Genomic DNA, 13695 nt, shown 5'->3' with positions numbered 1-13695 from the left:
AATGCGCTATTTCATACTAATGTTCACTTTCGTATGTTCCTTTGTTGCAGCCCAACCAACTATTGTCCCACAATTACAGCAACAAGTTACGGATCTTACGAGTAGCTTAAACTCACAAGAAAAGAAAGAACTGACGCACAAGTTAGAATCTATTTTCAATAATACCCAAGTGCAAATTGCTGTATTAATTGTTTCCACAACCAAAGATGAGACAATTGAACAATATGCTACAAGAGTTTTTGACAATTGGCGTTTAGGAGATGCCAAACGTAATGATGGGATACTGATCGTTGTTGCCTGGTCGGATCGCACTGTCCGCATCCAGGTAGGTTTTGGGCTGGAAGAAAAGGTAACCGATGCTCTGGCTGGAGATATCATCCGTAGCAACATGATACCCGCATTTAAACAACAAAAATTAGCTCAGGGATTAGAGCTAGCTATAAACGCTTTGAATAACCAACTCACTTCACAACACCAATATCCGACTAATCCTTCAGAAAGTGAATCAGCGTCTTCCAGTGATCATTATTACTTTGCTATTTTTTGGGTATTTGCAGTGATGTTCTTCCCTTTCTGGTTTTTTCATCAAGGCAGTAATTTTTGTCGCGCATGTAAAAGTGGAGTCTGTATTTCAGCAATCTATCTTTTAGATTTATTCCTGTTCTCCGATAAAATTTTTTCCATTGCTGTATTTTCCTTCTTTTTTACTTTCACCATATTTATGGTCTTTACCTGTTTATGTGTACTTCAGAAAAGAGCATCTGGTAGAAGTTATCATTCAGACAACAGCGGTTCCGCTGGAGGCTCAGATAGCGGCGGATTTAGCGGCGGGGGCGGTTCTTCTGGAGGTGGCGGCGCATCCGGCCGCTGGTAACTCAACCATAAAAAATGCCAGCCCGGAGGCTGGCATTTTTAAATCAGATAAAGTCAGTCTTATGCCTGGCCTTTGATCTCTTTACGACCGTTGTACGGTGCTTTTTCGCCCAGAGCTTCTTCGATACGAATCAGCTGGTTGTATTTAGCAACACGGTCAGAACGGCTCATAGAACCAGTTTTGATCTGGCCTGCAGCAGTACCAACAGCCAGGTCAGCGATGGTAGCGTCTTCAGTTTCGCCAGAACGGTGAGAGATAACTGCAGTGTAGCCAGCATCTTTCGCCATCTTGATTGCAGCCAGAGTTTCGGTCAGAGAACCGATCTGGTTGAATTTGATCAGGATGGAGTTAGCGATACCTTTTTCGATACCTTCTTTCAGGATCTTGGTGTTGGTTACGAACAGGTCGTCACCAACCAGCTGGATTTTGTCGCCCAGAACTTTGGTCTGGTATGCAAAACCGTCCCAGTCAGATTCGTCCAGACCGTCTTCGATAGAAACGATCGGGTACTGTTTGGTCAGTTCTTCCAGGAAGTGAGTGAATTCTTCAGAGGTGAACGCTTTGTTGCCTTCGCCAGCCAGAACGTATTTACCATCTTTGTAGAATTCAGAAGCTGCGCAGTCCATCGCCAGAGTGATGTCTTTGCCCAGTTCATAACCAGCAGCTTTAACAGCTTCAGCGATAACAGCCAGAGCTTCAGCGTTGGAACCCAGGTTCGGCGCATAGCCACCTTCGTCACCAACAGCAGTGTTCATGCCTTTCGCTTTCAGAACTTTTGCCAGGTGATGGAAAACTTCAGAACCCATGCGGATGGCTTCTTTCACAGTTTTCGCGCCAACCGGCTGAATCATGAATTCCTGGATATCAACGTTGTTGTCAGCGTGCTCACCACCGTTGATGATGTTCATCATCGGAACCGGCATAGAGTATTTGCCCGGAGTACCGTTCAGTTCAGCGATGTGCTCGTACAGCGGCATACCTTTAGCAGCTGCAGCAGCTTTGGCGTTAGCCAGAGATACAGCCAGGATTGCGTTCGCGCCGAATTTGGATTTGTTTTCGGTGCCGTCCAGGTCGATCATGATCTTGTCAATGCCAGCCTGATCTTTAGCATCTTTGCCAATCAGCGCCTGAGCGATCGGGCCGTTTACCGCAGCAACAGCTTTGGTTACGCCTTTACCCAGGAAACGGGATTTGTCGCCATCGCGCAGTTCCAGAGCTTCACGGGAACCAGTAGAAGCACCTGACGGAGCAGCTGCCATACCGACGAAACCACCCTCCAGATGTACTTCGGCTTCAACAGTCGGGTTACCACGGGAGTCGATGATTTCACGACCGATGATTTTTACGATTTTGGACATTAGGTTTTCCTCAAGTCACTAGTTAAACTGAAACTCCAGACAAACAACGCGTACCCAGGGTACGCGTTGCCGCTCTAACTTTTTTACTTACTTCGCCTGACGTTTCTGGAACTCGCTGGCGGCTTTCACAAAGCCTGCAAACAGCGGGTGACCATCACGTGGAGTAGAAGTAAACTCCGGATGGAACTGGCAAGCCACGAACCACGGGTGATTCGGAACTTCGATGATCTCGACCAACTGATCATCCCCGGAACGGCCCGCAACGCGCAGACCTGCATCTTCAATCTGTTTCAACAGCATGTTGTTGACTTCGTAACGGTGACGATGACGCTCAACAATTGTCGGCGCATTGTACAGCTGGCGAACCAGGCTATCGTCAACCAACTGGCACTGCTGTGCGCCGAGACGCATGGTACCGCCGAGATCGCTCTTCTCGCTACGAACTTCAACGTTGCCGTTTTCATCGCGCCACTCGGTAATCAGCGCCACAACCGGGTACTTACAGTCTGGCACAAATTCCGTAGAGTTGGCGTTCTCCATGTTGGCAACATGGCGAGCGTAATCAATTAACGCCACCTGCATACCCAGGCAAATGCCCAGATAAGGAATATTGTTCTCACGCGCAAAACGCGCGGTCGTAATCATGCCTTCTACGCCACGATAGCCGAAACCGCCAGGTACGAGGATTGCGTCCAGACCTTTAAGGATTTCAACGCCGCGCGTTTCAACATCTTGTGAATCGATCAGTTTGATGTTGACGCTGACACGATTCTTCAGCCCACCGTGTTTCAGTGCTTCGATCACTGATTTATAAGCATCCGGCAGTTCAATGTACTTGCCGACCATACCGATGGTGACTTCACTTACCGGGTTCGCTTCTTCGAAGATAACCTGTTCCCATTCGGACAGATTCGCTTCCGGGCAGTTTAAGCTGAATCGTTTACAAATATAATCGTCCAGCCCCTGAGATTTCAACAGGCCCGGAATTTTATAGATGGAATCGACGTCTTTCAGAGAAATAACCGCTTTTTCCGGAACATTACAGAACAATGCAATCTTCGCACGTTCGTTCGCCGGAACAGCGCGATCTGAACGACAAATCAGGATGTCAGGCTGGATACCGATGGAGAGCAGCTCTTTTACAGAGTGCTGAGTCGGTTTGGTTTTGACTTCACCAGACGCTGCCATGTACGGCACCAGCGTCAGGTGCATAAACAGAGTGTGCTCACGGCCAATTTCAACAGCCATCTGGCGAATCGCTTCGAGGAACGGCAAGGATTCGATATCACCTACTGTACCGCCGATTTCTACCAGTACTACGTCATGACCTTCGCCACCTTCCAGCACGCGCTCTTTGATTGCGTTAGTGATGTGCGGAATAACCTGCACGGTTGCGCCGAGGTAGTCACCGCGGCGTTCTTTACGCAGAACGTCAGAGTAGATACGACCCGTGGTGAAGTTGTTGCGGCGGCTCATTTTGGTACGAATGAAACGCTCGTAGTGCCCCAGGTCCAGGTCGGTTTCAGCGCCGTCTTCAGTAACGAACACTTCCCCGTGTTGGATTGGGCTCATAGTACCTGGATCGACGTTGATGTAAGGATCCAGTTTCATGATGGTCACATTGAGGCCACGGGCTTCAAGAATGGCTGCGAGGGAGGCTGCGGCAATGCCTTTACCCAGAGAGGATACGACCCCGCCGGTCACAAAAATATAGTTCGTTGTCATGCTGAACCTGAGAAGTTAGGTTGAAAAGACGATGGAATAACCAGGACGGGAAAGCAGTATACCCGAACATGACCTGTGCCACAAACTTTCATTATCCCTCCTCTTCGCCAGCGCACTATTGAAATCAGGAGTGAGAAAATAGCCCCTTTGGGGTAAATGTTTTTGACGCAAATCAAGCGCTTGTCATTTAAAAAATGACACAAATGGCGCTTGACCGCGTAATTCCCTTAGAGATCAATTTCCTGCCGTTTTACCTGTTGCCAGACTTCTTCCATTGTTTCGAGGTCAACACCTGTCATTTCCAGTCCACGCGCGGCAACAATACGCTCCACTTCGCGAAAACGACGCTCAAATTTTTCGTTCGCTTTTTGCAATGCGATTTCCGCTTTTGTCCCTAAATGACGAGCCAGATTGACCGTGGCAAACAGCAGGTCCCCCATTTCCTCCTCCAGTTTAGCCTGGTCGACAACAGCCTGCCGCGCTTCGTACATCACCTCGTCGATCTCTTCGTAGACTTTATCGACTACCGGACCAAGCGTCGTCCAATCGAAGCCAACGTTGGCGCAACGTTTCTGGATTTTTTGCGCACGCATTAAAGCCGGTAAACTACGAGGAATATCGTCCAGCGCCGAATGCTGCGCTTTCTGCGCGCGCTCTTCGGTTTTGATTTGCTCCCAACGGGCAAGCACTTCACTACTGTTTTCGGCAGAACTATCAGCAAAAACATGCGGATGGCGACGCTCTAATTTATCGCTAATAGCAGCGCAAATATCATTAAAGTCAAAGCGCCCTTCTTCCTGAGCCATTTGCGCGTAAAACACCACCTGGAATAGCAGATCGCCCAGTTCACCGCGAAGATCGTCAAAATCTTCACGGGCGATGGCGTCCAGCACTTCGTAGGTTTCTTCAAGGGTGTAAGGCGCAATGGTGGCAAATGTCTGCTCTTTATCCCACGGGCAGCCGTTTTCCGGATCGCGCAGGCGCTGCATAATAGTGAGCAAACGGTCGATTTGATTCATTGAATTGTCCTGAAAATTGCGGGTCTGTCAGGTGGAAACCTGTGACCAGAATAGAAGTGAGTTAGTAACACTACCCAATCAGTACGTTAATTTTGGCTTTAATGAGTTGTAATTCCTCTGGGGCAACTGTTCCTTTCTTCGTTGCTCCTCTTGCCCGCCAGGCGATACTTTTTACCTGATCAGCTAACGCTACGCCATCACGTTCCTGACCGGATAAAACAACTTCGAACGGATATCCTTTTGATTGCGTTGTACAAGGAACACACAGACACATACCTGTTTTGTTGTTGTACATGAAAGGACTCAGGACAACAGCTGGACGATGTCCAGCTTGCTCGCTACCTTTTGTCGGGTCAAAATCAACCCAAATCAGATCGCCCATATCGGGTACGTATCGGCTTACCATTACCAGACTTCCTTATCTTTCGGCTCTCCCCAGTCGATATTCTCGTGGAGGTTTTCCGGCGTGATGTCGTTGACCAGTTCAGCAAGCGTAAATACGGGCTCTTTACGCACTGGCTCAATAATTAATTTGCCATCCACCAGGTCAATCTTCACTTCATCATCAATATTCAGATTGAGCGCCTGCATTAACGTAGCCGGGATCCGCACCGCCGGTGAATTTCCCCAACGCTTTACGCTACTGTGGATCATAACCCTTTCCTCAAACCGCTATCATATGTAGATACAGTATATATCAATCTACATTGTAGATACGAGCAAATTTCGGCCTAACTCCCGTGCAACCGACGCGCGTCGATAACATCCGGCACCTGGTTGAGTTTACCCAGCACGCGCCCCAGCACTTGCAGGTTGTAAATCTCAATGGTCATGTCGATGGTCGCCAGTTGCTGTTTGGTGTCGCTACGGCTGGCAACGCCAAGCACGTTCACCTTCTCGTTGGCGAGAATGGTCGTGATATCACGTAACAACCCACTACGATCATTAGCCACCACGCGGACCACCAGCGAATATCCGGCGGAGTAGCTCTCACCCCATACCGCGTCAACAATGCGTTCTGGCGCATGGGAGCGCAGTTCCGCCAGTTGTTCGCAATCGGCGCGGTGTACTGAAATACCGCGCCCCTGGGTAATGAAGCCGACAATCTCATCTCCAGGAATCGGCTGGCAGCAGCGCGCGATGTGGTGCATCAGGTTGCCAACACCTTCGACTACCACGCGACCGTTATCTTTACTGCGGTTTTGCGGCGTGTAGCTTTTTTGCTGAAGTTGCTTCAGCGCGGCGGCGTCCTGCTCTTCGGCACTCGGCTTATTAAATTGCGATTGCAGGAAGTTCACCATCTGATTGAGACGGATATCCCCGCCACCAATCGCCGCCAGCAACTCGTCGACATCATTGAAGTTGTAACGCGGCAGCAGATGTTTTTCTGCTTCTTTCAGGCTGATCCCCAGATGTTCCAGCTCGTCGTCAAGGATTTGCCGCCCAGCCAGAATGTTTTTGTCACGGTCCTGTTTACGGAACCAGGCGTGAATTTTCGAACGCCCACGGCTGGTTGTGACGTAACCGAGGTTTGGGTTTAACCAGTCACGGCTGGGGTTCGGCTGTTTCTGGGTGATAATTTCAATCTGGTCGCCCATCTGCAGCTGGTAGGTGAACGGCACAATGCGCCCGCCAATTTTTGCCCCAATGCAGCGGTGTCCGACATCACTGTGGATGTGGTAAGCGAAGTCCAGCGGCGTTGATCCCGCAGGCAAATCAACGACATCACCTTTCGGCGTAAAGACGTACACTCGGTCGTCAAAGACCTGGCTGCGTACTTCGTCGAGCATTTCGCCGGAATCAGCCATCTCTTCCTGCCATGCAATCAGTTTACGCAGCCAGGCAATCCGGTCTTCATGTCCCGAACGTGCGCCGCCAGCAGCCGCGCCCTCTTTATATTTCCAGTGCGCAGCAACACCCAACTCTGCATCTTCATGCATCTGTTTGGTGCGGATTTGGATCTCAACGGTTTTTCCACCCGGCCCCAGAACCACGGTATGAATAGACTGATAACCGTTTGGTTTCGGGTTAGCGACGTAATCGTCAAACTCATCCGGCAGGTGGCGATAGTGAGTGTGCACTATCCCCAGTGCGGCATAACAATCCTGTAAACGCTCGGCGACAATACGTACCGCACGCACATCAAACAGCTCATCGAAGGCGAGGTTCTTTTTCTGCATTTTGCGCCAGATACTGTAGATGTGTTTCGGACGACCATACACTTCAGCTTTAACGCCTTCAGCTTTCATCTCAGCGCGCAGATGGCCGACAAACTCTTCGATATAGTGTTCGCGGTCGAGACGGCGTTCATGCAGCAGTTTTGCGATGCGTTTGTATTCGGTCGGGTGGAGATAACGGAAGCAGTAATCTTCCAGCTCCCATTTCAGTTGCCCAATCCCAAGACGGTTCGCCAACGGCGCGTAGATATTGGTGCACTCTTTTGCCGCCAGTACGCGTTCATCTTCCGGCGCATCTTTTACTTCGCGCAGATGAGCAATACGCTCCGCCAGTTTGATGACCACGCAGCGAAAATCATCGACCATCGCCAATAACATCCGGCGAACGTTATCGACCTGTTCGGAGGAAACAGAATCAGTGTGCGTCGCTTTCAGCTGGCGGATCGCCGCCATATCACGCACGCCGTGAATAAGGTTAACGACCGACTTACCGACGCTCTCACGCAGCACATCTTCGCTGACTACGTTGGCATCAGCCAGAGGGAACAGCAGCGCCGCCCGCAGCGTGTCAATGTCCATACTTAATGTCGAGAGGATCTCCACCATCTCAACACCACGCCACAATAACAGACTGGCATCCGGATGCCCCTGCGTCTGTTGCAGACAATACGCCCAGGTTTCGGCTAAGCACTCACACGACTTCTGGCTGGTAATACCCAGACTTGCGATCCATTTTTCCGGATCAAATTCACCAGCCTTATTGATATGTGCACTTCTTACCGCAACCATCGTCCTCTCCTTTAGGGACCAGACCTGCCGAAATCGGCAAATCGTAACTATTTAACGCGCGAGAAAAGTACCATCGATTCCAGATGTCCCGTGTGTGGGAACATATCCAGCATCGCCAGTCGCGCAATGGTATATCCTGCTTTTAATAACGCTTCGCTATCCCGAGCCAGCGTTGCAGGATTACAGGATACATAAACTATACGAATAGGTTCCAGTTTTATAATTTGCTGCATAACACCTGCGGCACCTGCTCGCGCCGGGTCCAGCAACACTTTATCGAAGCCGTTTTTCGCCCACGGCTGCTTTGTGACATCTTCTTCAAGATTTTCATGATAAAACGTCACATTCTGTAAGCCATTAAGACGCGCATTCTGCTGGCCTTTTTCCACCAGCGCCGGAACACCTTCTACACCCACCACACTGGCAGCTTGTGTCGCCAATGGCAGTGTAAAGTTGCCCATACCGCAGAACAGATCCAGTACGCGATCTTCAGGTTGCACATCCAGCCATTCCAACGCACGCGCTACCATTTTTTGGTTCACACCCGCATTGACCTGAATAAAATCGCGCGGGCTAAAAGTTAAGCGCAACCCGTTTGAGTCATACCAGGGCATCTCACCAGAGACGGTTTCGAGTATCTCACTATCGGGGGCGAGATACAGATCCAGGCCTTCAGAATGCGAAAAGCGTTCCAGTTTTTCGCGATCTGCCGAACTTAGCGGTGCGGTATGGCGCAAAATCATCAGCGTGCCGCTGGTTGCCTGTACCAGTTCAACATGACCAAGATGGCGTATAGCTTGTAAGCTGCCCAGGCATGCCCTGACTTTGGGCAGCAATGCTTCAAGTTGGGGCACTAAAATGGGGCATTGTTTAACGTCGACAATGTCACTGGAGCCCGCTTTGCGAAAGCCCATCTGAAGTTGCTGTGTTTTCGGTAAGTAGTTCAAACTTAAACGCGCGCGACGGCGATAGCCCCAGGGAACATCGGCGATCACTTCAGAGACTTCGTGTTTCATTAATCGGGCGAGTGCCGCACTTTTGCTTCGCTGCTGTAAATCCACGCTGGCGTGTTGTTGCTGACAGCCACCGCATACGCCAAAATGAGGGCAGCGTGGCGTTTCGCGTTCCGGGCTATCGCTTAACCGGCGCACGACTTTAGCGCGGGCGTACTGTTTTTTATCTTCAGTAACAGTAACTTCCGCGTTTTCCTGTGGCAGTAATCCAGGAATAAATAACGCTTTGCCGTTATGTCGCGCCACGCCCTGACCAAAAGAGTCGAGGTCGTTGACTGAAACGGTTATGATCTGACGCGTCGTCGTGCGTCGTTTTGCAGAGTAGAATTGCGCCATTGGCGAGACTTTCTCAATTTAACAGTGTGACCTTAATTGTCCCATAACGGAACTCCATGACCAACTACAGCCTGCGCGCACGCATGATGATTCTGATCCTGGCACCGACCGTCCTTATTGGTTTATTGCTGAGTATCTTTTTCGTCGTGCATCGCTATAACGACTTGCAGCGTCAACTGGAAGATGCCGGTGCCAGCATTATTGAGCCGCTTGCAGTTTCTACTGAATATGGCATGAGCCTGCAAAATCGCGAATCTATCGGTCAGTTAATAAGCGTACTGCATCGTCGCCATTCCGATATTGTTCGCGCGATTTCGGTTTATGATGAAAATAACCGACTCTTTGTCACCTCCAATTTTCATCTTGATCCCTCATCAATGCAGCTCGGCAGCAACGTGCCGTTTCCTCGCCAGCTCACTGTCACTCGTGACGGCGATATTATGATCCTCCGCACGCCGATTATTTCTGAGAGTTACTCCCCCGACGAATCGCCCAGTAGCGATGCCAAAAATAGTCAAAATATGTTGGGATATATTGCGCTGGAGCTGGATCTTAAATCGGTTCGCTTGCAGCAATATAAAGAGATCTTTATTTCCAGCGTGATGATGCTGTTTTGTATCGGTATTGCGCTTATTTTTGGCTGGCGCTTAATGCGCGATGTAACCGGTCCGATTCGCAACATGGTGAATACCGTCGACCGCATCCGTCGCGGGCAACTCGACAGCCGGGTGGAAGGATTTATGCTCGGCGAGCTGGATATGCTGAAAAACGGTATCAACTCGATGGCAATGTCGCTGGCTGCTTATCACGAAGAGATGCAGCACAATATCGACCAGGCGACGTCCGATCTGCGTGAAACGCTGGAGCAGATGGAAATTCAGAACGTTGAGTTGGATCTGGCGAAAAAGCGCGCCCAGGAAGCGGCGCGTATTAAATCCGAGTTTCTGGCAAATATGTCACACGAGCTGCGTACACCACTGAATGGTGTTATTGGCTTTACCCGCCTGACGCTGAAAACAGAATTAACACCAACGCAGCGCGATCACCTGAATACGATTGAACGTTCGGCAAATAATTTGCTGGCAATTATTAATGATGTTCTCGACTTCTCGAAACTGGAAGCAGGTAAGCTGATTCTGGAAAGTATTCCATTCCCACTACGCAGCACGCTGGATGAAGTCGTTACTCTGCTGGCACATTCTTCTCACGATAAAGGGTTGGAACTGACGCTCAATATTAAAAGCGACGTGCCTGATAACGTGATCGGCGACCCGCTGCGATTACAGCAAATCATCACTAACCTGGTGGGGAATGCAATTAAATTCACCGAGAATGGCAACATTGATATTCTGGTAGAAAAACGTGCGCTGAGTAATACCAAAGTGCAGATTGAAGTGCAGATTCGGGATACCGGCATTGGTATTCCTGAACGCGATCAATCGCGCTTATTCCAGGCCTTCCGACAGGCTGATGCCAGTATTTCCCGCCGTCATGGTGGCACCGGGCTGGGGCTGGTGATTACACAAAAACTGGTTAATGAAATGGGCGGCGATATTTCGTTCCATAGCCAGCCGAATCGCGGTTCAACTTTCTGGTTCCACATTAATCTCGATCTGAACCCGAACATTATTATCGAAGGGCCATCCACCCAGTGCCTCGCAGGTAAGCGCCTGGCCTATGTCGAACCAAACTCCGCAGCAGCGCAATGCACGCTGGATATTTTAAGTGAAACGCCGCTGGAAGTGGTTTATAGCCCAACGTTCTCCGCGCTGCCTCCCGCGCATTACGACATGATGTTGTTAGGCATCGCGGTGACCTTACGCGAGCCGCTAACAATGCAACATGAGCGATTAGCGAAAGCGGTATCGATGACCGATTTCCTGATGCTGGCACTTCCTTGCCATGCACAAGTCAATGCTGAAAAACTCAAGCAAGATGGTATCGGCGCGTGTCTGCTGAAACCATTAACACCTACACGCCTGTTGCCTGCCCTGACGGAATTTTGTCATCACAAACAAAACACGCTTTTGCCTGTAACCGATGAAAGCAAGCTGGCAATGACAGTCATGGCAGTTGATGACAACCCCGCTAACCTGAAACTTATCGGCGCATTGCTGGAAGATATGGTGCAACATGTGGAACTTTGCGATAGCGGGCATCAGGCGGTTGAACGGGCGAAACAGATGCCGTTCGATTTGATCTTAATGGATATTCAAATGCCTGACATGGATGGCATTCGGGCCTGCGAGCTCATCCACCAGCTCCCCCATCAGCAACAAACGCCGGTTATCGCGGTAACGGCGCATGCAATGGCCGGGCAAAAAGAGAAGCTGCTTGGCGCAGGGATGAGCGATTATCTGGCGAAACCGATTGAAGAAGAGCGATTGCATAATTTGTTGTTGCGCTACAAGCCTGGCAGCGGTATTTCGTCTCGCGTCGTGACGCCCGAAGTCAACGAAATTGTGGTGAACCCGAATGCGACCCTCGACTGGCAACTGGCACTACGCCAGGCAGCAGGAAAAACCGATTTAGCGCGCGATATGCTGCAAATGTTACTCGATTTCCTGCCTGAAGTTCGCAACAAAGTTGAGGAACAGCTGGTTGGAGAAAACCCAGAAGGCCTGGTTGATTTGATTCATAAACTGCATGGCAGTTGCGGCTATAGCGGTGTGCCGCGTATGAAGAATCTCTGCCAACTGATCGAACAACAGCTACGTAGCGGTACTAAAGAAGAAGATTTGGAGCCGGAGCTGCTGGAACTGTTGGACGAGATGGATAATGTCGCGCGCGAAGCCAGCAAAATTCTCGGGTAACGGACGTCTTGTCGAGTAGCAATCGGCTTTTTATGACGCTGGTTTCAGATTGGTGACAAAGTGCCTGTGTTTATGCCGGATGCGGCGTTAACGCCTTATCCGGCCTACAAAACCAATTAAATTCAATAAATTAAAAAGCATGTAGGCCTGATAAGCGTAGCGCATCAGGCAATTTTGTGTTTGGCATCAGTCTCAAACCGGCTCCTGACAGAGCCGGTTTTGGTTTTCTGTCTTAACGCACCATGCACGGGCGCTTGTTATCGAACGTCCAGCCAGGAATCAGATACTGCATTCCCATCGCATCGTCACGCGCGCCAAGCCCGTGTTTCTGATACAGCTCATGGGCTTTCATCACTTGATCCATATCGATTTCTACACCCAGCCCCGGTTTTTCTGGCACCTGTACCAGCCCGCCTTTGATCTCAAACGGTTCTTTGGTCAGGCGCTGATTACCTTCCTGCCAGATCCAGTGCGTATCAATAGCAGTAATTTTACCCGGTGCAGCGGCGGCAACATGGGTAAACATCGCCAGGGAAATATCGAAGTGGTTGTTTGAGTGTGAACCCCAGGTCAGGCCAAATTCATGGCACATTTGCGCCACACGTACCGAACCTTGCATCGTCCAGAAATGCGGATCCGCCAGCGGGATATCAACGGATTGTAACGAGAGTGTATGGCCCATCTGCCGCCAGTCGGTGGCGATCATATTGGTTGCAGTCGGCAGGCCAGTCGCGCGACGGAACTCTGCCATCACTTCACGCCCGGAGAAACCTTGCTCCGCACCACACGGATCTTCTGCATAAGCCAGCGACCCTTTCAGGTATTTACCAATTTTAATCGCTTCGTTCAGCGACCAGGCACCGTTAGGATCGAGCGTAATACGCGCCTGCGGGAAACGTTTCGCCAGTGCCACAATAGACTCGGCTTCTTCTTCCCCGGCCAGTACACCGCCTTTCAGTTTGAAATCGTTGAAGCCATATTTTTCATACGCCGCTTCCGCCAGGCGCACCACCGCATCCGGTGTCATCGCTTCTTCATGACGCAGGCGATACCAGTCGCATGAATCATCCGGCTGGCTTTGATACGGCAGCGGTGTGGCTTTGCGATTACCGACGAAGAACAGATAACCGAGCATTTCGACTTCGCTACGCTGTTGGCCATCGCCCAGCAACGATGCCACGTTTACCCCCAGATGCTGCCCCAACAGATCCAGCATTGCCGCTTCTATCCCGGTAACTACATGAATAGTGGTACGCAAATCAAATGTCTGCAAACCGCGCCCGCCGGCATCACGATCGGCAAAAGTATTACGCACCAGCGTCAGAACGTTTTTGTATTCACCCAGCGTTTTACCTACCACCAGCGGAATCGCATCTTCCAGCGTTTTACGGATTTTCTCGCCGCCGGGAATTTCCCCTACGCCAGTGTGACCAGAATTATCTTTGATAATCACAATATTACGCGTGAAGAACGGTGCGTGTGCACCACTCAGATTCATCAGCATACTGTCATGACCCGCCACCGGGATGACCTGCATTTCAGTAACAACAGGCGTCGTAAATTGAGAACTCATATTTATGTCCTTTTTCAG

Annotated in this window: 10 protein-coding genes; 2 read left to right on the top strand and 8 right to left on the bottom strand. The window is 50.3% G+C overall.

What is annotated here, in order from left to right; all coding sequences use genetic code 11:
* Position 1 precedes the first annotated feature (1 nt).
* The gene (locus ACU8XX_RS05380; RefSeq protein ID WP_001268461.1) at positions 2 to 874 is read left to right on the top strand and encodes a TPM domain-containing protein; all 873 of its coding nucleotides are present in this window, start codon (positions 2 to 4) and stop codon (positions 872 to 874) included.
* Positions 875 to 933: 59 nt separating this feature from the next.
* Here the strand turns inward: ACU8XX_RS05380 and eno are convergent, their stop codons facing one another.
* The 7 genes from eno to rlmD all read right to left on the bottom strand — a co-directional run bounded on the left by eno (position 934) and on the right by rlmD (position 9291).
* Entirely contained in the window at positions 934 to 2232 is a 1299-nt protein-coding gene (gene eno / locus ACU8XX_RS05375) for a phosphopyruvate hydratase (protein ID WP_000036723.1), read from the bottom strand.
* A gap of 87 nt (positions 2233 to 2319) precedes the next feature.
* Positions 2320 to 3957 carry a glutamine hydrolyzing CTP synthase gene (gene pyrG, locus ACU8XX_RS05370; protein WP_000210878.1) on the bottom strand — a complete coding sequence of 546 codons (1638 nt, stop codon included), beginning with the start codon at positions 3955 to 3957 and terminating at the stop codon, positions 2320 to 2322.
* A 227-nt stretch (positions 3958 to 4184) separates the two neighbouring features.
* Positions 4185 to 4976, bottom strand: coding sequence for a nucleoside triphosphate pyrophosphohydrolase (gene mazG / locus ACU8XX_RS05365; protein WP_001071648.1), 792 nt, complete (start codon positions 4974 to 4976; stop codon positions 4185 to 4187).
* A gap of 70 nt (positions 4977 to 5046) precedes the next feature.
* Entirely contained in the window at positions 5047 to 5382 is a 336-nt protein-coding gene (mazF, locus tag ACU8XX_RS05360; protein WP_000254738.1) for an endoribonuclease MazF, read from the bottom strand.
* Entirely contained in the window at positions 5382 to 5630 is a 249-nt protein-coding gene (gene mazE, locus ACU8XX_RS05355; RefSeq protein WP_000581937.1) for a type II toxin-antitoxin system antitoxin MazE, read from the bottom strand. The genes mazF and mazE overlap by 1 nt, the downstream gene beginning before the upstream one ends.
* 77 nt (positions 5631 to 5707) lie before the next feature.
* A complete protein-coding gene (gene relA / locus ACU8XX_RS05350; RefSeq protein WP_000226815.1) occupies positions 5708 to 7942 on the bottom strand; it encodes a GTP diphosphokinase in 2235 nt (744 codons plus the stop codon).
* 47 nt (positions 7943 to 7989) lie between these two features.
* Complete coding sequence (rlmD, locus tag ACU8XX_RS05345) at positions 7990 to 9291, bottom strand: 23S rRNA (uracil(1939)-C(5))-methyltransferase RlmD (RefSeq protein ID WP_000046790.1); 1302 nt, start codon at positions 9289 to 9291, stop codon at positions 7990 to 7992.
* Between the two features lie 56 nt (positions 9292 to 9347).
* Between rlmD and barA the strand changes: the two genes are divergently transcribed.
* On the top strand, positions 9348 to 12104 hold the full coding sequence (gene barA / locus ACU8XX_RS05340; protein WP_240765380.1) for a two-component sensor histidine kinase BarA: 2757 nt from the start codon (positions 9348 to 9350) through the stop codon (positions 12102 to 12104).
* A 232-nt stretch (positions 12105 to 12336) separates the two neighbouring features.
* Here barA and gudD read toward each other — a convergent pair whose 3' ends face one another.
* Positions 12337 to 13677, bottom strand: coding sequence for a glucarate dehydratase (gudD, locus tag ACU8XX_RS05335; protein WP_000098248.1), 1341 nt, complete (start codon positions 13675 to 13677; stop codon positions 12337 to 12339).
* Between the last annotated feature and the right edge of the window lie 18 nt (positions 13678 to 13695).

It is taken from the genome of Escherichia sp. MAL-1, assembly GCF_052948035.1.
This window is presented reverse-complemented; position numbering and strand designations above follow the sequence as displayed.